Genomic DNA, 22,520 nt, shown 5'->3' on the forward strand with positions numbered 1-22,520 from the left:
CCATGACATCGTCCGCCGCCCCCGACCGGCCGTTCGGCGCCCGCGCCGCCGAGCCCGCCCGCGAACGCACCTCCGAGCACCGTGTCGTCGTCCCGCCCCACGTGCCGATGGTCGCCCTGCTCGGCAGTCGTGACTCCGTGCTCCGTGCGGTCGAGGACGGCTTCCCCGGCGTCGACGTGCACGCCCGCGGCAACGAGATCGTGGTGCGGGGCCCTGCCGCGGACGTCGTCCTGGTGTCCCGGCTCCTCGACGAGCTCGTCGAGGTGGTCGAGGCGGGAGCGCCACTCACACCGGAGGTCGTGTCCCGCTCCGTGGCGATGCTGACCGCCGCCACCGTGCAGCGGCCGGCCGAGGTGCTCACCCACCACATCCTGTCCAGCCGGGGACGCACCATCCGGCCCAAGACGGTGGGGCAGAAGTCCTACGTCGAGGCCATCGACGCCAACACGATCACGTTCGGCATCGGCCCGGCCGGCACCGGCAAGACGTACCTGGCGATGGCGAAGGCCGTCCAGTCGCTCCAGGCCAAGCAGGTCAACCGCATCATCCTGACCCGCCCCGCCGTGGAGGCGGGGAGAAGCTGGGCTACCTGCCCGGCTCTCTCTCGGAGAAGATCGACCCGTACCTGCGCCCGCTCTACGACGCGCTGCACGACATGGTCGACCCGGACTCGATCCCCCGGCTCATCGAGTCCGGCACCATCGAGGTCGCCCCGCTGGCGTACATGCGCGGCCGCTCGCTCAACGACTCCTTCATCATCCTGGACGAGGCCCAGAACACCTCCGCCGAGCAGATGAAGATGTTCCTCACCCGCCTCGGGTTCGGCTCCACGATGGTCATCACCGGCGACGCCACGCAGGTCGACCTGCCGGGCGGGACAGCCTCCGGCCTGCGCATCGTGGAGGACGTCCTGACCGGCGTCGACGACGTCGAGTTCTGCCGACTGACCAGCAGCGACGTCGTCCGGCACCGCCTGGTGAGCGACATCGTCGACGCCTACGCCCGCTGGGAGACGACCGCGCCGAGCGCGGACGACCGCCGTCGTCCCGCCCGCCACGACCGAGGAGGACGCCGGTGACCGTCGAGGTCAACAACGAGTCGGGGTACGAGGTCGACGAGGCCGAGTTCTCCGCCCTGGCCCGCCACGCGCTCGACACGCTGCACGTCCATCCGGCCAGCGAGCTGTCGATCATCTTCGTCGACGTCCAGGCCATGACCGACCTGCACGTGCGGTGGATGGACGAGCCCGGCCCGACCGACGTGCTGTCGTTCCCGATGGACGAGCTGCGCCCGGGGCGCGAGGGCGAGCAGACGCCGCCGGGGACGCTCGGGGACATCGTGCTGTGCCCGGAGGTCGCCGTCACGCAGGCGCAGGCGGCGGGCCACTCCACCGTCGAGGAGCTGCTGCTGCTCACCACCCACGGCATCCTGCACCTGCTCGGCCACGACCACGCCGAACCGGACGAGGAGCGCGAGATGTTCGCTCTGCAGCGCCGGCTCCTGCTGACGTTCCTGGCCGGGCGGTGAGCCCCACGATGGACGCGCCCGACGCCCTGCTGTGGGTCGTCCTGGTTCTCGCGCTGGTCGTCTCGGCCGTGCTCAGCGCCGGTGAGGCCGCCGTGCAGCGGGTGACCAGGGTCTCGCTCGCCATCGCGCTGGAGGACGGACCCGACGGCGCGCCCGTCCCCGAGGCGCGACGCCGGAAGATCCGCCGGGCGCAGGCGCTCGCCGTCGATCCGACGTCGGCCGGCTCCTTCGCGCTGGTGCGGGTCCTCGCGGAGACGGTCGCCGTCGCCTCGGTGGCCCTGCTGCTGGTGCACTGGTTCGGCCAGTGGTGGCAGGCGCTCGTCGGTGCCGCCGTCATCGGCCTGGTCGCGGGCGTGCTCCTGGTCCGACTCAGCCCGCGCACATGGGCGTACCACCGGCCCACCCAGGCGCTGGTGGCGCTGTCCGGCACGTTGTGGGTGGTGCACCGCGCGGTCGCGTGGGTGCCGCGGCGCAACGTGCTCGCGGACGGCACCGGAGTCGAGGGCGACGAGCTGCGCGACATGGCCGACCGGGTACGTGAGAACGAGGCCATCGAGGAGCCGGAGCGCGAGCTGCTGCGGTCCGCCCTGGAGCTGGGCGACACGCTCGCCCGGGAGGTCATGGTCCCGCGCACCGACATGGTCACCACCTCCACCACCACGCCCCTGCACAAGGCGATGCGGCTGTTCCTGCGCTCCGGCTTCTCCCGGGTGCCGGTGGTGGGCCGCACGGTCGACGACCTGATGGGCGTGGCCTACCTCAAGGACGTGGCCCGCCTGCTCGACGCCGACCCGAGGGCGGGGGACCGCCCCGTCGGCGAGATCGTGCGCGAGGCCGTGTTCGTGCCGGAGTCCAAGCCCGCCGACGACCTGCTGCGCGAGATGCAGGCCCGGCGCTCCCACATCGCGATCGTCGTGGACGAGTACGGCGGCGTGGCCGGGCTCGTCACCGTCGAGGACATCATCGAGGAGCTCGTCGGCGAGCTCACCGACGAGCACGACACCGTGCCGGAGTCGGAGCCGGAGGACCTCGGCGACGGGCTGTGGCGGATCCCCGCGCGGCTGCCCGTCGACGAGCTGGGCGAGCTGTTCGACCTGCGCCTGGACGACGACGACGTGGACACCGCGGGCGGGCTGCTCGCCAAGGCGCTCGGCAAGGTCCCCCTCGCGGGTGCGCAGGCCGACGTGGGCGCGCTGCGCCTGGAGGCCGAACGTGTCGAGGGCCGGCGCAAGCAGATCGCCAGCCTCCTGGTGCACCGCACCACCCCCACAGCAGCGGACGACGAGCTCGTGCCGCACGACCAGAAGGACTCCGCATGACCCACGAGACCCCCCACCGTTCCGGCTTCGCCTGCCTGGTCGGACGCCCGAACGTCGGCAAGTCCACGCTCACCAACGCGCTCGTGGGGGACAAGGTCGCGATCATGTCGGCCCGCCCGCAGACGACGCGGCACACGATCCGCGGGATCGTGCACCGCGAGGACGCGCAGATCGTCCTGGTGGACACCCCGGGCCTGCACCGGCCCCGCACGCTGCTCGGCGAGCGGCTGAACGCCCTGGTGTCGGACACGCTCAGCGAGGTCGACGTCGTCGCGTTCTGCCTGCCCGCCGACCAGAAGATCGGGCCGGGGGACAAGTACATCGCCGCGCAGCTCGCCCCCCTGATGGAGGGGCGCCGGGCGGTGCCGGTGGTCGCGGTGGTGACGAAGTCCGACCTCGTGGACCGTGGCCGGCTGGCCGAGCACCTCATGGCCGTCGACCAGCTCGCCCGGTCCGTGGACCGGGACTGGTCGGCGATCGTGCCGGTGTCCGCCAAGGGTGGCTACCAGGTCGCCGAGCTCGCGGACGTCCTGGTCGCGCACCTGCCCGAGGGGCCCGACCTGTACCCCGGCGGGGAGCTCACCGACGAGCCCGAGGAGACGATGATCGCGGAGCTCGTCCGTGAGGCCGCCCTGGAGGGTGTGCGCGACGAGCTGCCGCACTCCCTGGCCGTCGTCGTCGAGGAGATCGTCGAGCGCGAGGGCTCCGGTGACGCCGAGAAGGGCCGCCCGCCGCTGCTGGACGTGCGCGTCAACCTCTTCGTGGAGCGCGAGAGCCAGAAGGGCATCATCATCGGCAAGGGTGGCGCGCGCCTCCGCGAGGTCGGCTCGGCCGCCCGCGAGGGCATCGAGAAGCTGCTCGGCACGCGCATCTACCTCGACCTGCACGTCAAGGTCGCCAAGGACTGGCAGCGCGACCCGAAGCAGCTCCAGCGCCTCGGGTTCTGATCACCGGTGGTGCTCCGGACGATCGCGACGAGCGTGGCCCTGCTCGTCGGCCTCGCCGTCGTGGGCTCGGTCGCCGGGCCGCAGTGGGACCCGCAGCCCCTGACCGCGCACGTCGTCCCGACCACCACCGACACCACGATCCGCGGTGCCGAGGCCGACGACGCGGACCGGGTGGGTGACCACGACGTCGCCACCACCCGGGTCGACATCGAGCTCGACGGGGCCAGCGTCGGCGGTCTGCTGCGCCGGCCGGTCGACGACGACGGCGCACCCCTGACCGACGTCCCGGGTGTCGTCTTCGTGCACGGCGCGGGCACGGGCCGGGCCGAGGACGCGTTCGTCGACACGGCCACCGACCTCGCCGGCGCAGGCATCGCGACCCTCGTGCCGGACAAGCGGCTGGACACCTACTCCCTGCGCGAGCGCGACTACGAGCAGATGGCGGACGACTACCTGCGCTCGGTGGACCTGCTGCGCGCCACGCCCGGCGTCGACCCGCGACGCGTCGGGGTGTACGCCGAGTCGGAGGGCACCTGGATCGCCCCGGTCATGCAGGTCGACGACCCGCGGGTCGCCTTCACCGTGCTCGTCTCCGCGCCGGTGGTCCCGCCCCGGGAGCAGGCCGCGTTCGCCGTCGACAACTACCTGCGCAACACGGACGTCCCCGACCAGGTCTTCCGCGCGATCCCGCGCGCCGTCGGGATGCAGTTCCCCGGCGGTGGGTTCGGGTACGCCGACTTCGACGTGCGCCCCTGGCTGGAGCGCCAGAGCGCCCCCGTCCTGGTCGTCTACGGCACCGCCGATCCCTCCATGCCCGTCGAGCAGGGTGCGCGACTCATCATCGCCGACGTCGGGCTCAGCCCGGCGCGCGCCCCCGTCACCGTGCGCTACTACGGCGGTGCGAACCACGGGATCCGTGTCCCGCCGCAGGGGTCGGAGGGCTCCGACCCGGCCGCCGTCCCACCCCTGCACCCCGATCTCTCCCGCGACCTGGCCGCCTGGGTCCACGGGCTGCCGGGCTCCGCGACCGCCGAACCGGTCGTCGCCGGGGCCACCCCCGAGCAGCTCTACCTCGCCGCTCCCGTGCCGCAGCCACGCTGGTGGGGCAACGGTGACGTCGTGGTCGCCGCCGTCGTCGCGGGCGGGGGCCTCGTGCTGGTCGGCCTGCTCACCGGCGCCGTCGGCGCCTTCGTGCGACGCCTGCGCCGTCGCGGGGCCCGCGGGTCGGCACGCACCGCACGGGCTCCCGCCGGACCCTTGCCTGATGGACCCTCTCCAGCTGGGCCGGAGCGTGCCACCGGCCTCGCGCTCGCCCTGCTCGGCATCGGTTCCGTGGTGACCGTCGTCGTCCTCGCCGCCTACCTCGTCGCCGTCGCCCGGCTCGCGATGGACTACGAGCGCGACGCCCTCATCGTCCAGGGCGGCTGGATCGCCGTGCGACTGCTCGGCGTCGCCGCCGTCGTGGGCGCGGCACTGCTCGTCGGACGCCTCCGGCAGGTGCGCCAGGGCCGCAAGGAGGGGCACGACGTCGCCCTCGCCCGCGGAGGCGTGGCTCACGTCACGCTGTGGTGCGTCGTCGTGGGGTCGACGTCACTGCTGCTCACCCTCGCCTACTGGGGCGTCTACCAGCTCGGGATCTAGGGCCGCCGAGCGCGGCGACCTGACGTGGCGGGCGGCGATCAGGTAGAAAAGTTCCGGGCCGGTACCGGCCCGGACCGACCTGAGGAGCACCCGCCCATGACCGACGCCGCAGACGTCGCCCGCCGATCCCCGTTCGAGGGCGTCGCCGTCGCCGACGTCGTGCGCGACGTCGTCGCCGCCGTCGCGCTGCTGGTCGCCCTGCCCCTGCCGTGGGACGTCCTGCGCCGGGGCAGCGACCTGCTGTGGGTGGTGCTGGCCACCGTGCTCGCCCTCCTCGTCATCGCCGCGCCCTACGCCCGCCGCGCCGGCGTGCTCACCGGCAGCTGGGAGAACCTCGCCACCGGGCGCGCTCGCCTGGTCGGGCTCGCGCCGTACGGGCTGGTCGCGCTGGTCTACCTGGTGCTCGACGCCGTCCGCTCCGTCGCGGACGCCGGCGGCGTCGGCACCGGCCTCGCCCTCGGGCTCGCCGGTGCGATGCTCGCCGCCGCGCTGCCCGGCACCCGACCGCTCGTCGTCACGTCCGTCGTCGTCGCCATCGGCGCCGTCGCGACGCCGGTCGTCGGAGCCGTCGACGGCGCAGGCTGGGCCGCCACCCTCAGCTCCACCCTCGCGGCGCTCCTCGTCGTCGGGCTGCTGTGGCTGACCGTCAAGCGTTTCCTCGACGGTGACGACGCCGCCGGGATCGTGCTGATGGCCGTCGGCGCCGCCGTCGCCCTCGAGCTCGCGATGCTCGGCGGGGCCGTCCAGCACGTCTGGCTCGAGTCGCTGCACGGGTCGCGCTACGGCATGCTCCTGATCCCCGTCGTGGCCGCCGCCGCCGTGCCGCCCGCCATGGAACGTCGAGCGGCCGCCGCCGGCGAGGAACCGCAGGTGTCCGCACTGCGCTGGGTGCGCGTCGCCGTCCAGGCGTTCGAGCTCGTGATGCTCGTCGCCGCCTTCGTCGGGCTCAACGCCGTCGTCCAGCTCGTCGCCCTGGCCACGGACGACGGCGGCGCCGTCCCGTTCGTCGAGCTCGTGCTGCGGATCGTCGTCGGCGTGCTGACCTTCGTCGTCGCCCTCCTGTCGCGACGCGCCCTCGAGCGCGACCCGCGCTCCGCGCACGCCACCGCCGTCGGCGCAGCCTGCATCGTCGTCGTCCTCGGCGTCATCATCCTGGTGGCCCGGGCCGGGGTCGGCACCGCCTCGCGCGTCGAGGAGCTCCTGCTCGCGCTCGCCCTGCCCGCCATCGCGCTCGGTGCGCTGCTGCTGCCGCCGTCGGTGCGGGCGCTCGCGGCCTCCCGCCCGGAGCCCGTGCCGGACTCCGCCGCCCGGCCGGAGCAGGGCCGCGGCGAGCAGGGCTACGGCTATCAGCAGTTCGGCGAGCATCAGTACGGCGAGCAGCAGTACGGCGAGCAGGGCTACGGCTATCAGCAGTTCGGCGAGCATCAGCACGGCGAGCAGCAGTACAGCCAGCAGCAGTACAGCCAGCAGGGCGCGTACCAGCCGCAGGCCGAGGGGCGCCGGCGCGACGACGAACTCGCAGCCACGCAGACCCAGGTCACGCAGGCCCATGCGGCGGCCCCGGGCACGGCGCCGGCCGGTGCGGCGTCCGCGTCGTCGGCGACGTCGCAGGGGGCGCGCTGGCGTGGCACGTGGGCGGCGGGCACGGACGCCACGCAGCAGCTCTCCCCGGTGACGGGCGACCGGGCGCAGGAGCACGTCGAGCAGGCCGGGTCCGCCGCGGATGCCCGCCAGGGGGTGGACGCCACCCAGATGCTCCCGCCCGTCCAGGACGTGCCGGGACGGTGGACGGCGGACGTCGCCCTCGACCCGTCCACCCCGCTCGAGGACCTGGCGACCATCGTCCAGGAGGCGCCGCACCTGCGCCCACACGTCGCGGCGAACCCGTCGACGTACCCGGCCCTGCTCGACTGGCTCGGCGCGCTCGGCGACCCGGGCGTCGACGCGGCGCTGCGCACGCGGCGCTGACGTCGTCCGTGCCGAGCCGCCCGCGCCGCGAGACCCCTCCGGTCCGGCACGGACGACGGTGTACGGTGTGAAGGTGCAGCGCCTGGTGAGCCTCCTCCTTCGGTGCCGCGGCGAGGCCAGGTAGAGGCCGGTACCTCGCCGCGGAGGTCTTGGTGCGCCGGCCCTCACCGAGCCACTTCGTGAAGGACCCCCTGATGCAGAACTCCGAGCACGTCCACGCCACGACCGGGATCGCCGCCCACAACCCGCAGCGCCCGTCCGGGATGCCGTACCACCGGTACGTCCCGTTCCACGAGCAGATCAGCGTCGACCTGCCGGACCGCACCTGGCCCGACCGTCGCATCGACAAGGCACCCCGCTGGTGCGCCGTCGACCTGCGTGACGGCAACCAGGCGCTCATCGAACCGATGGACGCCGAGCGCAAGCTGCGCATGTTCGAGCTCCTCGTCGCGATGGGCTACAAGGAGATCGAGGTCGGGTTCCCGTCCGCGTCCCAGACGGACTTCGACTTCGTGCGGATGCTGATCGATTCCGGTCGCATCCCGGACGACGTCGTCATCCAGGTCCTCACGCAGTGCCGCGACCACCTCATCGAGCGCACCTACGACGCGATCCGCGGGTCCAAGCAGGCCATCGTGCACATCTACAACTCGACGTCCGTGCTGCAGCGGGAGGTCGTGTTCCGTTCCGACATGGACGGCATCGTCGACATCGCGCTGCAGGGCGCCAAGCTCTGCCGCAAGCTCGAGGAGACCGTCCCGGGCACCACCGTCTACTACGAGTACTCCCCGGAGTCGTACACCGGCACCGAGCTGGAGTTCGCCGTACGCATCTGCAACGAGGTGCTCGACGTCCTGGAGCCCACGGCCGAGCGGCCCGTCATCATCAACCTCCCCGCGACGGTCGAGATGGCGACCCCCAACGTCTACGCCGACTCGATCGAGTGGATGAGCCGCCATCTCAGGTACCGCGAGAACGTGGTGCTGTCCCTGCACCCCCACAACGACCGCGGCACGGCCGTCGCGGCCGCCGAGCTCGGCTACCAGGCAGGTGGCGACCGCATCGAGGGCTGCCTCTTCGGCAACGGTGAGCGCACCGGCAACGTCGACCTGGTCACCCTCGGCATGAACCTGTTCGGCCAGGGCGTCGACCCGCAGATCGACTTCACCGTCGGCGGCGGGATCGACTCGATCCGGCGGACGGTGGAGTACTGCAACCAGCTCCCCGTGCACGAGCGCCACCCCTACGCCGGGGACCTGGTCTTCACGGCGTTCTCCGGATCGCACCAGGACGCCATCAAGAAGGGCTTCGAGCACATGGCCGGCCGGGCCGCGACCGAGGGCAAGGAGATCGACGAGATCACCTGGGGCGTGCCCTACCTGCCGATCGACCCCAAGGACCTGGGCCGCTCCTACGAGGCGGTCATCCGCGTCAACAGCCAGTCCGGCAAGGGCGGCGTGGCCTACCTGCTCAAGACGGAGCACAGCCTCGACCTGCCGCGCCGGCTGCAGATCGAGTTCTCCGGCGTCGTGCAGCGGTACACCGACGCCGAGGGCAGCGAGGTCACGGGTGCCGACATCTGGCGGATGTTCACCGACGAATACCTGCCCGTGGAGGACGGCGGACCCGACGGCCTGCGCCCCTGGGGCCGGCTCAAGCTGCGCGAGATCCGCACCCGTGCCGTCGAGGACGGTGCGACGACCCTCGAGGTCGACGTCGTGGACCAGGGTGTCGAGCAGACGCTCACCGGGACGGGCAACGGCCCGCTGGACGCCTTCGTGTCGGCCATCGCGGGTGTCGGGGTCGAGGTGCGCGTCCTGGACTACGCCGAGCACGCGATGAGCGCGGGCGGCGACGCCACCGCGGCCGCCTACGTCGAGTGCGCCGTCGGCGACGACGTCCTGTGGGGCGTCGGCGTCGACCCGTCGATCATGACCTCGTCCCTCAAGGCGATCGTCTCGGCCGTCAACCGGGCCGAGCGGCCCGCCTGAGCGTCACCGGGTCGGTGCGGTCCTCGCCCTGCGGCGACCGTGGTCGGTGCCGCCTGGGACAATGGTGACCGTGCCCCTGTACCGAGACGAGGCGATCGTCCTTCGCACCCACAAGCTGGGCGAGGCCGACCGCATCATCACGTTCCTCACCCGGGAGAACGGCAAGGTGCGTGCCGTCGGGCGGGGCGTGCGGCGCACGTCCTCGCGGTTCGGTGCCCGGCTGGAGCCGTTCATGATGGTGGACCTCCAGCTCCACACCGGTCGCAGCCTCGACTCGGTGACGCAGGTGGAGACGATCGGGGCGTTCGCGGGACCGATCAGCGCCGACTACGGGCTGTACACCGCGGGGGCGGCGATGCTGGAGGCGGCCGACCGGCTGGTCGCCACCGAGCACGAGCCGTCCGTGCAGCAGTACTGGCTGCTCGTGGGCGCGCTGCGCGCCCTGTCGGCGCGGACGCACGCCCCCGGTCTGGTGCTGGACTCCTACCTGCTGCGCGGCCTGGCCGTGGCGGGGTGGGCGCCGTCGTTCGCGGACTGCGCGCGGTGCGGCGAGCCCGGCCCGCACCACGCGTTCTCCGTGGCGCAGGGCGGCGCGGTGTGCCCCCGGTGCCGTCAGCCGGGTTCCGCCGCGCCCGCCCCGCAGACGTTCACCCTGCTCAGCGCCCTGCTGGCGGGGGAGTGGGACGTCGCCGACGCCGCCGAGCCGCGACACCGTTCCGAGGCGTCCGGCCTGGTGGCCGCCTATTCGCAGTACTACCTGGAGCGCACGCTGCGTTCCCTGCGCATGATCGAGAGAGAAGCCTGATGCCCCGCGCCCCCCGTGAGTACGCCGAGCCCTACCCCCACCCGTCGGGCGCGACGCCGCCACCGATCCCCCTGGAGTTCGTGCCGAACCACGTGGCGGTCGTCATGGACGGCAACGGCCGCTGGGCCAACGCCCGCGGCCTGTCCCGCATCGAGGGGCACAAGCAGGGCGAGAAGTCCCTGCTCGACGTCGTCGCCGGAGCGGTGCAGATCGGCGTCAAGCACGTCTCGGCGTACGCGTTCAGCACGGAGAACTGGAAGCGGTCGCCCGAGGAGGTGCGCTTCCTGATGAACTTCAACCGCGACGTCATCCGCCGACGCCGGGACGAGATGTCCTCCTGGGGCGTGCGGATCCGGTGGGCGGGGCGGCGTCCGAAGCTGTGGGGCTCGGTCGTCAACGAGCTGCAGGTCGCCGAGGAGATGACCCGCGACAACGACCGCTGCACGTTGACGATGTGCGTCAACTACGGCGGCCGCGCCGAGATCGCGGACGCGGCGGCCGCCATCGCACGGGACGCCGTCGCCGGGAAGGTCAACCCGGCGCGCGTCGGCGAGAAGACGATCCAGAAGTACCTCGACGAGCCGGACCTGCCCGACGTCGACCTGTTCCTGAGGTCGTCCGGCGAGCAGCGCACCAGCAACTTCATGATCTGGCAGGCGGCGTACGCGGAGCTGGTGTTCCTGCCCGAGCCGTGGCCCGACGTCGACCGCCGGCACCTGTGGCGCGCCGTCGAGGAGTTCGCACGTCGTGACCGCCGCTACGGTGGCGCGGTCGACGTCCCGACGACCTGATCGAGAAGACGTCGAAGGGGCTGGGCCGGGCCCAGCCCCTTCGACGTCGGTCGGGTGCGGTCAGCCCTCGCCGTAGAGCGCGGCGAGCTGGTCCACGAGCACGGGCACGCCGTCGGCCCAGTCGTAGGACAGCGCGGTCGGCGGGGAGACGGAGGAGACCGCGACGTTGCCCTCGATCATCACGACGTTCCCGGCGGCGACGGCGGGGATCGCCTGCAGCGCCTCGGAGTCGTCGAAGGACGCGGGGTCCTCGCCGTCGTAGAGGTAGGTCACGAGGAAGTCGGACTCGAGCTTGTCGAGCTCCTCGTAGGAGAGGGTGTAGAAGAAGCCGCCGTCGGAGGTGTCGAGCTCGGCGACGGCGGGGGCGGAGACGACCCCCATGCCCTCGAGGATGCTCACGCGCGGGTCGGCCGGGGTGTAGACGTACACGAGGCCCTCGGTGGGGGAGTCCTTGATGGCGGCGAAGGTCTTGCCCTCGAACTCGGGGTGCTCCGTGCCGAGGTCGGTGAAGTAGGTGTCGATGTCCGTCAGGACCTGCTCACCCGCGGCGGAGCGGCCGAGGGCCTGCGCGGTGAGGGCGATGGTCTCGTCCCACGGGGTGGCCCACGGCGCACCCTCGGGGTAGGCGACGACGGGGGCGATGTCGCTCAGGACGTCGTACTGCTCCTGGGTGATGCCGGAGTAGGGGGCGAGGATGAGGTCGGGGTCGGCCTCGACGAACTCCTCGTAGGGCACGGAGGCGCCCTGCTCGGCGTCGGTGAGGACCGCGGGGTGCTCGGCGCCCATCGCGTCGTACTCCTCCTCGACCCAGGGCAGGAGGGCGTCCTCGCCGACGGTGAAGACCTGCTCGGCGACGCCGACCGGGGCGACGCCGACGGACAGCGCGGCCTCGGTGGAGCCCCAGCCCCAGGTGGCGACGCGCTCGGGCGCGGCCTCGATGACGGTCTCGCCGTAGGCGTGGGAGATCGTGATCGGGAACTCGTCGGTGGCGCCGTCGGTGGTCTCGGAGGCCTCGGAGGCCGCGGTGTCAGCCGGCTCGGGCTCGCTCTCGGAGGCGCAGGCGGACAGGGTCAGCGCGCTGACGGCGGCGAGGCCGACGGCGGCGGTCAGGGAGCGACGGATGCGCAAGGGGACTCCTCGGTGGGGACCGCGACGGAGCGCGGGAGAACAACTGGAGAACAATTAAGGCCAGGCTAACCTCATCACGCACAGGGTCAACCCCGCCGCAGGGCCTCGTGACCGGATCGTGCTGTGACCTCACTCACCCGAGGGTTCGGTGGACCCCGTGGGCGCGAGCGAACCGTCCGGGCGGTGGTGGCGCCCCACGGGCACGATCATCGGCGTGCCGGCCACCGGGTCCGGGACCACCCGGGCGTCCAGCCCGAACGCGGACAGGACGGTGTCCTCGTCCAGGACGGTGGCGGGCGGACCCTCGGCCACGACACGTCCGGCGCTCATCACCACGAGGTGGTCGGCGTACCGGGCGGCGAGGTTGAGCTCGTGCAGCACCATCACGACCGTGGTGCCGCGGTCGCGGTTGAGGTCGTGCAGCAGGTCCAGCAGCTCCACCTGGTGGGTGACGTCCAGGTACGTCGTCGGCTCGTCCAGCAGCACCACGTCGGTCTCCTGGGCGAGCACCATGGCGATCCAGACTCGCTGACGCTGCCCGCCGGAGAGCTCGTCGACCGGACGGTCGGCGAGGTCGGCCACACCGGTGGCCTCCAGCGAACGCATCACGACGTCGTCGTCGTCGCTGCTGTGCCGGCCGAACCAGCCCTGGTGCGGGTAGCGGCCGCGGCCCACCAGCTCCGCCACCCGGACGCCGTCGGGCGCCACGGAGGACTGCGGGAGCACGCCGACCATCCGGGCGAGCTCCTTGCGCGGCATGCGGGTGACGTCGGTCTCGCCGAGGGTGACGCGACCGGCGTCCAGGGGGTGCAGCCGGGCCAGACCGCGCAGCAGCGTGGACTTGCCGCAGGCGTTCGGCCCGACGATCGCGGTGACGCGGCCGGCCGGGAGCTCGAGGTCCAGGCCCTCGATGACCCGACGTCCGTCGTAGCCGATGGTCACGCCGTGCGCGGCGAGCGCGGCGGTGCCCGGCGTGCGGACCTGACGGTCGGTGGGCACGGTCATGCGCGGGACCTCCTGTCATGGGTGGCCAGCAGCCACAGCAGATACGGTGCGCCGATCAGACCGGTCACGATGCCGGTGGGCGCCGCGACGCCGAGCAGGCCGTGCTGGGCGACGAGGTCGGCGGCGAGCACCAGGGTCGCCCCGGTGCCGACGGACACGGTCAGTGCCGGCCCGCCGTCGTCGAGCAGGCGACGGGCGATGGCCGGGGCGACGAGGGCGACGAACGCGAGCGGCCCGACGACGGAGGTCGCCACGGCCACGAGCCCGACGGCCAGCAGCAGCGTGACCACCCGGGCACGGTCGGCCTGCACGCCGAGACCCGCCGCGTGGTCGTCGCCGAGCGCCAGGGGGCTCTGCCAGCGTGCGACGGCCACGACGGCGAGGGCCAGCACCCCGACCCCGACGCCGAGCACCACGAGCTCGGTGTCGCGGACGTCCGCGACGCTGCCGACGGTCCAGACGAGCGCCGTCGCGGCCTCGCGCTGGTCGACGCTGGCGAGCTCGAAGGCCAGCAGCGAGGACGCCAGGTAGGCGAAGCCCACGCCGACGAGCACGAACCGGATCGAGTGCAGTCCCTGACGCCACGCGAAGAACCAGATGAGCACCGCGGTGAGCGTCGCCCCGACGAAGGCGCCCGCCGACACGGCCAGCCCGGTGAGGCCGAGGACGAGCATGCAGGTCACCGCGCCCAGGGACGCGCCTCCGGCGATCCCGAGGATGTCGGGGCTCGCCAGGGGGTTGCGCAGCGTCGACTGGAACAGGGCACCGGCGAGGGCGAAGCCCGCTCCGGCGAACAGGCAGGCCAGGATCCGGGGCAGGCGCAGGCGCTGCACGATGAACAGGTCGCCGTCGTCGCCGACGCCGAAGAGGGCCAGGAGCGCCTTGTCGGGGCTCAGGGCCGCCGGGCCGATCGTGAGGGCCAGGGTCGCCAGCGCGACGACGGCGAGCGCGAGCGCGACGAGCACGAGGCCGAGCCGCCGGCGGCGGCGGGTGCGCAGGGCGGCGACCGGGGGCGGTCCGGCGGGCCGGGTGGTGGTGGAGGTGTCCATCAGACGTTCGACACCTTCTTCCCGCGGGCGACGGCGACGAGGACGGGCGCTCCGATGGCGGCGGCGACGACGCCGGCCTCGAGCTCGGAGTGCGGCAGCACGAGGCGGCCGACGACGTCGGCGCCCAGCAGCATCACGGGGCCCAGCAGGGCGGACAGGGCCACCACCCAGCGGTAGTCGCTGCCCACGAGGCGGCGGGCGGCGTGCGGGACGGCGAGACCGACGAGCGCGATCGGGCCGGCGAGCGAGGTCGCGGCTCCGGCGAGCAGGACGATGGTGAGCCCGGCGAGCGCGCGGGTGGCGCCGACGTTCTGGCCGAGCCCACGGGCCACGTCGTCGCCGAGGGCGAGCATGTTGAGCCGGTGGGCGAGCCCGGCGGCGAGCACGGCGCCCACCGCGACGAACGGCAGCACGACCGTCAAGGTCTCCGTCCCGCGTCCGGTCAGGGAGCCGACTGCCCAGAAGCGGTAGGTGTTGAACGCGTTCGGGTCGCGCAGCAGCACGAGCGTGATGAGCGGGGTGATGAGCGCCGTCACGGTCGCGCCGACGAGGGCGAGCTTGGCGGGCTGGCCTGATCCGACGGAGAACACGAGGGTCGCGGCGGCCGCCGCACCGACGAAGGCGAACCAGATGAACTGCGAGGGCGCGGTGAGGCCGAGTAGCCAGACGGAGCACACGACGGCGAGGGAGGCGCCCGAGTTGAGCCCGAGGAGCCCCGGGTCCGCGATGGGGTTGCGGGTGACGCCCTGGATGACGGCGCCGGCGACGCCGAGCGCCAGACCGGCGGCGAGTCCCACGAGGGTGCGGGGGAGACGTTGGCCGGTGATGACCTCGTGGTCGACGTTGTCGGCGACGGGTGCGGTCAGGGCGTCCCAGACGACGGCGAGCGAGACGTCACGGACGCCGAGGGTGAGGCTGGCGACCACGACCAGGGCGAGGGCCCCGAGGGTGACGACGCAGGCCAGGGCGCGCCGGCTCGTCCGTCGCGCCACCTGGTCGGCCGCGCCGACCGACGCCGCGCGGGGTGAGGCAAGCATTGCCTAAGGATGTCACAGCCTGGGGGATGCCTCGGCCCGCAGTCGGGCCCGGCGCCGGTGCCAGAACCACCAGACGACGGCCACCACGGCCACGACGGCGACGGCGAGCGCCGCGGGGTGCAGCAGGAAGAGCCAGATCGCGGCGTAGAACGCGGCGGTGCCGATGGTGGTCCACACGGCCGCCCAGATGAGGCAGCCGAAGAACAGCGCGACGCAGTACCGGACGAACGGCATGCGCAGGTAGCCGGCGCTCAGGTTCACGACCGTCTGCACGCCCACGGTGAGGAACGACAGCGTGACGGCCGGCGGGCCCCACCGGTGGATCCGGTCGATCACCCTGACCGCGGTGGGCCCGGCCAGCAGGTCGGCGAGGCGCGTGCCCCCCATGCCGCCGGCGACGCCGCGGCCTATCCAGTACGTCGCCTGCGCACGTGCCATGACGATGCAGAACGCGATCGCGTACACCGCCCAGAACGGGTAGTCCTCGATGGTGAAGACGCCGTGGGGTGCGGAGTCGTCCGCGGCGGCGATCAGGAGGTGGGGCGGCACGGGACCATCATGCCGTGTGCAGGGTAGGCAGGCCTAACCCTGCCGGGTCGCGGCGGCGGCGCGGCAGTCCGCGCAGGTGCCCCACAGCTCGACGGTGTGCTCGATGTCGGCGAACCCGTGCGCGGCACCGACGCTCGCCGCCCAGGCCTCGACGGTGGGCCCGTCGATCTCCACGGCCCGGCCGCACGCGCGGCACACGAGGTGGTGGTGGTGCTCGGTGCGGGCGCAGCGGCGGTAGAGCGCCTCGCCGTCGTCGGCGCGCAGCACGTCGACGTCGCCGCCGTCGGACATCGCCTGCAGGGTGCGGTAGACCGTGGCGAGGCCGACGGAGTCGCCCCGGTCGCGCAGCAGCTCGTGCAGCTGCTGGGCGCTGCGGAACTCCTCGGACGCGTCCAGGGCCTCGGCGACGGCGGCGCGCTGCCTGGTCATGCGCAGCTGGGTCATCGGACGCATTCTCCTTCGGTGTCGGGGCCGGGCGCGGCGACCTCGACGTCGTCCGGGATGTCCGGGTGCGGGTCGTGCGCGGGCCGACGGCGGTCGAGCAGCGGGCGCAAGCCTGCCACGACGGCGTACACGGCGATGGCGAGGACCACGATGAGGGCACCGGGGGAGACCGGGTACCAGTAGGTGATCGACAGCCCGACCACGCACACCACGACGCCGATGACCGACGCCACCGTCATGGTGCGGCGGAACGAGTGCGTGAGGAGCTGGCCGATGGCGACGGGCACGATCATGAGCGCGGAGACGAGCAGCAGCCCGACGACGCGCATCGCCACGGTGACGGTGAGCGCCGCGAGGATCGCGACGGCCATGTTGAGCGCCCAGACGGGCAGCCCGGACGAGATGGCGAACTCCTCGTCGTGGCTGACGGAGAACAGCGCGGCGCGCAGCCCCACGCCGACGGCCAGGATGAGGGCGCCCAGCACCACCGTCATGACCAGGTCGGTGGTGGTGACGGTCGAGATCGAGCCGAACAGGTAGGCCATGAGGCTGCCCGAGGACCCGCCGGCGATGCCGATGATGAGGACGCCGCCGGCGATGCCGCCGTAGAACATGATCGCCAGGGCCAGGTCTCCCGAGGTGCGTCCGCGCCGTCGGACCACCTCGATGAGGACGGATCCGATGACGGACGCGACGATCGCGCCGGGGATGGCCAGCGCGTCCACGGGGACGAGGCCCATCGTGGAGCCGACGAGCCAGCCGACCGCCACGCCGGTGAGGGCCACGTGCCCGATGCCGTCGCCGAGCAGGGCGAGGCGCCGCTGGACGAGGTAGGTGCCCACCACCGGTGCGCACGCGCCGACCAGCAGCGCGGCGAGCAGGGCGCGCTGCATGAGCGGGTCGGTGAGCATGTAGCCGATCTCGCTCACGGCCGGGCCTCCTGGTCGGTGTCGAACGGCCCGCCGAGGCCGACCCGGGTGTCGGAGCGCAGCGGCAGCTCGGAGGTGTGCGGGTGGACGTGCTGGTGCTCGGCGTCGTCGTGGGCCGCGTGCGGGCGTGGCGGTGCGCCGTCGTGCACGACCTGGCCGTGCCGCAGCACGACCGCCCGCGTGATGAGGCCGGAGAGCTCGCCGAGCTCGTGCAGCACCACCAGCACGGTCATGCCGTCGCCGACGAGGCGGGTCATGGTGGCGGCGAAGGCTTCCTGGCTGGGGCGGTCGACGCCGGCGACGGGCTCGTCGAGGACGAGCAGCTCGGGGGAGCGCACCAGGGCGCGGGCGATGAGGACGCGCTGCTGCTGACCGCCGGAGAGCCGGCTGGTGGGCTCGTCGGCGCGCTCGGCGAGGCCGACCTGCTCCAGCGCGTCGGCGGCGCGGTCGCGCCAGCCGCGCGGCAGGCGCAGGCGGCGACCGTGCAGCAGGCCGGAGGCGACGACCTCGCGGGCGGTGGACGGGACGCCTGCGGCGGCGCTGACCCGTTGCGGCACGTAGCCGATGCGTCCCCACGGCACGGCGTTGCCGACGCGGTGACCGAGCAGGTCGACGGTGCCCTCGCTGGGCGGCAGCACGCCGACGACGGTGCGCACCAGGGTGGACTTGCCGGACCCGTTGGCGCCGAGCAGGGCGACGACCTCGCCCGCCGCGACCTGCAGGTCGACCCCGCGCAGCACGTGGCTGGCCCCGAGGTGGACGTGCACGCCCCGGACGTCGACGGCCGGTGAGCCGGCGGGTTCGGTCATGCGCCGCAGCCCAGGCCGGAGGTCAGCGCGGCGAGGTTGTCTTCCATGACAGCAACGTAGTCCGCACCGGCGGCCGCGGCGTCCTCGGACAGCCCCTCCAGCGGGTCGAGGACGGCGGTGTCCACGCCGAGGTCGGACGCGAGCGTCTCGGCGACCTTCGGGCTGGTGAGCGTCTCGGTGAAGATGGTCTGCACGTCGTAGGTCTCGACGACGTCGCCGATCTCGCGCAGGCGGGCCGGCGACGGCTCGGCCTCCGGGTCGACGCCGGTGATGCCGACCTGGACGAGGTCGTACCGTTCGGCCAGGTAGCCGAACGCCGCGTGGCTCGTCACGAGCGTCTGGCCGGCGCAGGGCTCCAGCGTGCCGGCGAACTCGGCGTCGAGGTCGTCGAGCGTTCCTCGGAGGGTCTCGGCGTTGGACGCGTAGACCTCGGCGTTGTCAGGGTCGACGGCGGCGAGCTGCTCGGCGACGGCGTCGGCGACGGGCTCGAGCCGCGTGGGGTCGAGCCAGAAGTGCGGGTCGAGGACGCCGTGGTCGTGGCCGTCGTCCTCCTCGGACTCCTCGTCGTGGTCGTGGTCGTGCTCGTCACCCTCGGTGGCGCCCTCGTCGTCCTCGTCGAGGTGCTCGACGGTGCCGGGGCTCGACTCGAGCTCGACGACGTCGGCCGCGTCGACGACGTTCTCGGGCTGGCGGGCGTCGACGGCCTCGTCGACGGCGGCCTGGAACCCGGACTGGTAGACGACGAGGTCGGCGTCGCCGACGGCGCGGACCTGGGCCGGCGCGAGCTCGAGGTCGTGGGGCTCGGCCGAGGGGGGAGTGAGGTTGTCGACGCTCACGAGGTCACCGCCGACCTGCTCGGCCACGTACTGCAGCGGGTAGAAGGAGGCCAGCACCTGCAGCGTGCCGTCGTCGCCGGTGCCGTCGTCCGACGAGCAGGCGGTCAGGGCGACCGCGGGCAGGGCGAGCACGAGGGAGGCGGCGAGGGCATGACGGGTGCGGGGCATGAGAACCATTATCAGTCCGGCGGAGAACGGAAGTCAAAGCGCTCGAGGGCGACGCTCGTCACGCTACGCCCGCTGCGTCCACGGTGCCGCCCGGTCGGTACGGGCCGACGAGCAGCGCGGGTCGACGGCCTGTCGGGAGGGCCCCTGCCTGGTCCGACGGATCACGATGGATCACGGTGGCCACCTGGAGCACCTGCCCAGCCGGTGGGTGCGGGATCCGTGCGCAGGCGCCCGCCGGTCCGCTGATGTCGCAGGCACGTGGCCGGTAGTCTGGTGCGCCGGTGCCCGCAGGGCGCCGACCCACCGTGAACACAGCCCCGCCGGAGCCACCGGCGGTGCCGACACCCAGGAGTGATCCGTGGCCGCAACGTCCCCGTCCGCCAAGCTCGACGCCGTCGTCTCCCTCGCCAAGCGGCGGGGATTCGTCTTCCAGTCCGGCGAGATCTACGGCGGAACGCGTTCCGCGTGGGACTACGGCCCCCTCGGCGTCGAGCTCAAGGAGAACATCAAGAAGCAGTGGTGGAAGGCGATGACGCGGCGCCCCGACGTCGTCGGCCTCGACTCGTCGGTCATCCTGCCCACGCCGGTCTGGAAGGCGTCGGGTCACCTCGGTGCGTTCACCGACCCGCTGACCGAGTGCCTGAGCTGCCACAAGCGGTTCCGCGAGGACCAGATGATCGAGGAGTTCGAGGAGAAGAAGGGCCGCGCCCCCGAGGGCGGCCTCGCCGAGATCGCCTGCGCCAACTGCGGCACCCGCGGGCAGTGGACCGAGCCCCGTGACTTCAACATGATGCTCTCCACCTACCTCGGCCCCGTCGAGGACGAGTCGGGTCGGCACTACCTGCGCCCGGAGACGGCGCAGGGCATCTTCGTGAACTTCGCGAACGTCGCGGCGGTCTCGCGCCAGAAGCCGCCGTTCGGCATCGCCCAGATCGGCAAGTCGTTCCGCAACGAGATCACGCCGGGCAACTTCATCTTCCGCACGCGCGAGTTCGAGCAGATGGAGATGGAGTTCTTCGTCGAGCCCGGCACCGACGCCGAGTGGCACCAGTACTGGATCGACACCCGCAAGGACTGGTACACGGGCCTCGGCATCTCCGCGGACAACCTGCGCCTGTACGAGCACCCGCAGGAGAAGCTGTCGCACTACTCCACCCGCACCGTGGACATCGAGTACCGGTTCGGCTTCACCGGCAGCGAGTGGGGCGAGCTCGAGGGCATCGCCAACCGCACCGACTTCGACCTGTCGACCCATGCGGAGCACTCCGGCAAGGACCTGAAGTACCGCGACCCGGTGACCAACGAGAAGTACTTCCCGTACGTCATCGAGCCGGCCGCCGGTCTGACCCGTTCGCTCATGGCGTTCCTCGTCGAGGCGTACGCCGAGGACGAGGCCCCCAACACCAAGGGCGGCGTCGACAAGCGCACCGTGCTGCGCCTCGACAAGCGGCTCGCGCCCGTCAAGGCTGCCGTGCTGCCGCTGTCCAAGAGCGCGGACCTGCTCCCCACGGCGGAGAAGCTCGCCGCCGAGCTGCGCGAGCACTGGAACGTCGACTACGACGTCACCCAGGCCATCGGCAAGCGGTACCGCCGTCAGGACGAGATCGGCACGCCGTACTGCGTGACCGTCGACTTCGACACGCTCGAGGACCAGGCCGTCACCATCCGTGACCGCGACACCATGAGCCAGGAGCGCGTCGCGCTCGACCAGGTCGCCGGCTACCTGGGCCAGCGCCTCCTCGGCTGCTGATCCGTCACCGGGCACACTGCCCGGACACGTGAACGGGGGCCGTCCGCCAGGACGGCCCCCGTTCCGCTGCCGGTCGTCGGCAGCCAGGTCACGCGTGAGGGGTCAGTTCTTGACCCGCCTCAGCACGGCCAGCACGAGGCTGACCACCAGGACGATGACACCGATCCAGAGCAGGAACTGCCCGATCTCGGTCGCGACCCCCAGGATCACGAGCACGACACCGATGATGATGAGAATGAGCCAGAGAGGCACAATTGTCTCCTTCGTCCTACACGACAGGTCTTGCCGTGAGATGTCCCAAGGGTTCCATGATGCGGTGGTTTGCGCATCCTGAACGGGCGGCGACGGCGCCGCCCGGCGTCATCCGACCTTGCGGTTTCCGCGGTTGACCAGCACGAGCACGACGCCGACGACGATCGCGATCACTCCGGCCCAGACGAAGAAGTTGCCGAGGCCGACGAGGCCGAGAACGAGGGAGACGAGACCGGCGATGATGAGGATCAGCCAGAGAGCCATGAGAGTTCCTTTCGTCAGGGTTGCGCCAGATTGCCACCATCTGAGCGCGAGGGCATCTCGAGAGGCGGTTTCGTGAGGCGTCCCACTGCCGGGCGGCCGAGGGCTCGCGGCGCACGAGTGGGAGAATGACGCCGTGAGTGCTGTGCTTCCCCCGCTGCAGATCGGCCCCCTGACCGTGGCCACGCCCGTCGTGCTGGCACCGATGGCCGGCGTGACCAACCGCGCGTTCCGCACGCTGTGCCGCCAGGCCGGGCAGTCCAGCGGGTTCGACCCCGGGCTCTACGTCGCCGAGATGGTCACCTCCCGCGCACTGGTCGAACGCAACACCGAGGCCCTGCGGATCGTCACCTTCGGCGACGACGAGACGCCGCGCTCCGCGCAGGTGTACGGCGTCGACCCGGCCACGGTCGGCGCCGCGGTGAGGATCATCGCCGGGGAGGACCGCGCCGACCACGTCGACCTCAACTTCGGCTGCCCGGTGCCCAAGGTGACCCGCAAGGGCGGCGGCGCCGCCCTGCCGTGGAAGAAGCAGCTCTTCACCGACATCGTGCGGGCCGCCGTCGACGCCGCCGAGCCGTACGGGATCCCCGTGACCGTCAAGATGCGCAAGGGCATCGACGACGACCACCTCACCTACCTGGAGGCGGGCCGCACCGCGGAGTCCCTGGGTGTCGCCGCGGTCGCCCTGCACGCCCGGACCGCCGCGCAGCACTACTCCGGCACGGCCGACTGGACGGCCATCGCCCGCCTCAAGGAGGCCGTGCGCACCGTGCCCGTGCTGGGCAACGGCGACGTCTGGGCCGCCGAGGACGCCGTGCGCATGGTCCGCGAGACCGGGGCCGACGGCGTCGTCGTCGGACGAGGCTGCCAGGGCCGGCCGTGGCTGTTCGCCGACCTCGCGGCAGCGTTCAACGGGTCCGACACGCGGGTGCGGCCCGGCCTCGCGGAGGTCGCCGAGGCGATCTACCGCCACGGCGAGCTGATGATCGAGTACTACGACGGCGACGAGTTCAAGGGCGTGCGCGACCTGCGCAAGCACATGGCCTGGTACCTCAAGGGGTACGCCGTGGGCGGGGACGCCCGCCGCGCCCTGGCGATGGTGTCCTCGCTCGCCGAGCTGCGCGAGCACCTGGACGCCCTCGACCTCACGCTGCCCTACCCCGGCGAGGACGCCGAAGGGCCGCGCGGCCGGGCCGGCTCGCCCAAGACTCCGCACCTGCCGTACGGCTGGCTCGACTCGCGCGACCTCGACGACGAGTTCGAGGCGAAGCTGCGCGAGGCCGAGCTCAGCGTCTCCGGCGGCTGACCGCG

21 protein-coding genes and 1 pseudogene are annotated in these 22,520 nt (G+C 72.7%); 11 read left to right on the top strand and 11 right to left on the bottom strand.

The genetic code is table 11. The features are described from left to right. Window positions 1-2: 2 nt before the first annotated feature. The 9 genes and pseudogenes from ACNHYB_RS01045 (at window position 3) to ACNHYB_RS01085 (ending at window position 10,989) form a co-directional block, all read left to right on the top strand. Window positions 3-1,078, top strand: a pseudogene (locus tag ACNHYB_RS01045) (PhoH family protein). Further along, entirely contained in the window at window positions 1,075-1,527 is a 453-nt protein-coding gene (gene ybeY / locus ACNHYB_RS01050) for an rRNA maturation RNase YbeY (protein ID WP_418276532.1), read from the top strand. The pseudogene ACNHYB_RS01045 and the gene ybeY overlap by 4 nt, the downstream one beginning before the upstream one ends. 8 nt (window positions 1,528-1,535) lie before the next feature. After that, complete coding sequence (locus tag ACNHYB_RS01055) at window positions 1,536-2,846, top strand: hemolysin family protein (protein WP_418276533.1); 1,311 nt, start codon at window positions 1,536-1,538, stop codon at window positions 2,844-2,846. After that, window positions 2,843-3,793 carry a GTPase Era gene (gene era / locus ACNHYB_RS01060; protein ID WP_418276534.1) on the top strand — a complete coding sequence of 317 codons (951 nt, stop codon included), beginning with the start codon at window positions 2,843-2,845 and terminating at the stop codon, window positions 3,791-3,793. The genes ACNHYB_RS01055 and era overlap by 4 nt, the downstream gene beginning before the upstream one ends. A 9-nt stretch (window positions 3,794-3,802) precedes the next feature. After that, the gene (locus ACNHYB_RS01065) at window positions 3,803-5,434 is read left to right on the top strand and encodes an alpha/beta hydrolase family protein (RefSeq protein ID WP_418276535.1); all 1,632 of its coding nucleotides are present in this window, start codon (window positions 3,803-3,805) and stop codon (window positions 5,432-5,434) included. Between the two features lie 96 nt (window positions 5,435-5,530). Continuing rightward, window positions 5,531-7,402 carry a hypothetical protein gene (locus ACNHYB_RS01070; RefSeq protein WP_418276536.1) on the top strand — a complete coding sequence of 624 codons (1,872 nt, stop codon included), beginning with the start codon at window positions 5,531-5,533 and terminating at the stop codon, window positions 7,400-7,402. A 194-nt stretch (window positions 7,403-7,596) separates the two neighbouring features. After that, the gene (gene leuA / locus ACNHYB_RS01075; RefSeq protein ID WP_418276537.1) at window positions 7,597-9,393 is read left to right on the top strand and encodes a 2-isopropylmalate synthase; all 1,797 of its coding nucleotides are present in this window, start codon (window positions 7,597-7,599) and stop codon (window positions 9,391-9,393) included. A gap of 70 nt (window positions 9,394-9,463) precedes the next feature. Further along, window positions 9,464-10,198 (top strand): DNA repair protein RecO, encoded by a 735-nt coding sequence (recO, locus tag ACNHYB_RS01080; RefSeq protein WP_418276538.1) that lies wholly within the window; start codon window positions 9,464-9,466, stop codon window positions 10,196-10,198. Next, the gene (locus ACNHYB_RS01085; protein ID WP_418276539.1) at window positions 10,198-10,989 is read left to right on the top strand and encodes an isoprenyl transferase; all 792 of its coding nucleotides are present in this window, start codon (window positions 10,198-10,200) and stop codon (window positions 10,987-10,989) included. Before recO ends, ACNHYB_RS01085 begins: the two co-directional genes overlap by 1 nt. Window positions 10,990-11,049: 60 nt before the next feature. On the opposite strand, the gene ACNHYB_RS01090 is transcribed toward ACNHYB_RS01085, so the two are convergent. The 9 genes from ACNHYB_RS01090 to ACNHYB_RS01130 all read right to left on the bottom strand — a co-directional run bounded on the left by ACNHYB_RS01090 (window position 11,050) and on the right by ACNHYB_RS01130 (window position 18,943). Then, window positions 11,050-12,117 (bottom strand): iron-siderophore ABC transporter substrate-binding protein, encoded by a 1,068-nt coding sequence (locus tag ACNHYB_RS01090; protein ID WP_418276540.1) that lies wholly within the window; start codon window positions 12,115-12,117, stop codon window positions 11,050-11,052. Window positions 12,118-12,246: 129 nt separating this feature from the next. Next, window positions 12,247-13,122 (bottom strand): ABC transporter ATP-binding protein, encoded by an 876-nt coding sequence (locus tag ACNHYB_RS01095; RefSeq protein WP_418276541.1) that lies wholly within the window; start codon window positions 13,120-13,122, stop codon window positions 12,247-12,249. Next, window positions 13,119-14,171, bottom strand: a complete 1,053-nt coding sequence (locus ACNHYB_RS01100) for a FecCD family ABC transporter permease (RefSeq protein ID WP_418276542.1) — start codon at window positions 14,169-14,171, stop codon at window positions 13,119-13,121. The genes ACNHYB_RS01095 and ACNHYB_RS01100 overlap by 4 nt, the downstream gene beginning before the upstream one ends. Then, window positions 14,171-15,208, bottom strand: a complete 1,038-nt coding sequence (locus ACNHYB_RS01105) for a FecCD family ABC transporter permease (RefSeq protein WP_418276543.1) — start codon at window positions 15,206-15,208, stop codon at window positions 14,171-14,173. The genes ACNHYB_RS01100 and ACNHYB_RS01105 overlap by 1 nt, the downstream gene beginning before the upstream one ends. Before the next feature lie 12 nt (window positions 15,209-15,220). Beyond that, window positions 15,221-15,757, bottom strand: coding sequence for a DedA family protein (locus ACNHYB_RS01110; protein ID WP_418276544.1), 537 nt, complete (start codon window positions 15,755-15,757; stop codon window positions 15,221-15,223). 33 nt (window positions 15,758-15,790) lie between these two features. Further along, window positions 15,791-16,201 carry a Fur family transcriptional regulator gene (locus ACNHYB_RS01115; protein ID WP_418276545.1) on the bottom strand — a complete coding sequence of 137 codons (411 nt, stop codon included), beginning with the start codon at window positions 16,199-16,201 and terminating at the stop codon, window positions 15,791-15,793. Then, the gene (locus tag ACNHYB_RS01120; protein WP_418277963.1) at window positions 16,198-17,112 is read right to left on the bottom strand and encodes a metal ABC transporter permease; all 915 of its coding nucleotides are present in this window, start codon (window positions 17,110-17,112) and stop codon (window positions 16,198-16,200) included. Before ACNHYB_RS01120 ends, ACNHYB_RS01115 begins: the two co-directional genes overlap by 4 nt. A 14-nt stretch (window positions 17,113-17,126) precedes the next feature. Further along, complete coding sequence (locus ACNHYB_RS01125) at window positions 17,127-17,939, bottom strand: metal ABC transporter ATP-binding protein (protein ID WP_418276546.1); 813 nt, start codon at window positions 17,937-17,939, stop codon at window positions 17,127-17,129. Then, window positions 17,936-18,943 (bottom strand): metal ABC transporter substrate-binding protein, encoded by a 1,008-nt coding sequence (locus ACNHYB_RS01130; protein ID WP_418276547.1) that lies wholly within the window; start codon window positions 18,941-18,943, stop codon window positions 17,936-17,938. The genes ACNHYB_RS01125 and ACNHYB_RS01130 overlap by 4 nt, the downstream gene beginning before the upstream one ends. A 358-nt stretch (window positions 18,944-19,301) precedes the next feature. Here ACNHYB_RS01130 and ACNHYB_RS01135 point away from each other — a divergent pair, with 358 nt between their 5' ends. Further along, on the top strand, window positions 19,302-20,693 hold the full coding sequence (locus ACNHYB_RS01135) for a glycine--tRNA ligase (protein WP_418276548.1): 1,392 nt from the start codon (window positions 19,302-19,304) through the stop codon (window positions 20,691-20,693). Between the two features lie 102 nt (window positions 20,694-20,795). Here ACNHYB_RS01135 and ACNHYB_RS01140 read toward each other — a convergent pair whose 3' ends face one another. Together ACNHYB_RS01140 and ACNHYB_RS01145 are read right to left on the bottom strand one after the other, a co-directional pair. After that, window positions 20,796-20,945: a hypothetical protein gene (locus ACNHYB_RS01140; RefSeq protein ID WP_418276549.1), complete on the bottom strand. Its 150-nt coding sequence runs from the start codon at window positions 20,943-20,945 to the stop codon at window positions 20,796-20,798. 108 nt (window positions 20,946-21,053) lie between these two features. Next, on the bottom strand, window positions 21,054-21,209 hold the full coding sequence (locus tag ACNHYB_RS01145; RefSeq protein WP_418276550.1) for a hypothetical protein: 156 nt from the start codon (window positions 21,207-21,209) through the stop codon (window positions 21,054-21,056). Window positions 21,210-21,351: 142 nt separating this feature from the next. Here ACNHYB_RS01145 and dusB point away from each other — a divergent pair, with 142 nt between their 5' ends. After that, entirely contained in the window at window positions 21,352-22,515 is a 1,164-nt protein-coding gene (gene dusB / locus ACNHYB_RS01150; RefSeq protein ID WP_418277964.1) for a tRNA dihydrouridine synthase DusB, read from the top strand. The last annotated feature ends 5 nt before the right edge of the window (window positions 22,516-22,520 follow it).

Origin of the sequence: Isoptericola jiangsuensis, assembly GCF_048320105.1 — a bacterium.
GTDB lineage: Bacteria > Actinomycetota > Actinomycetes > Actinomycetales > Cellulomonadaceae > Isoptericola > Isoptericola jiangsuensis_A.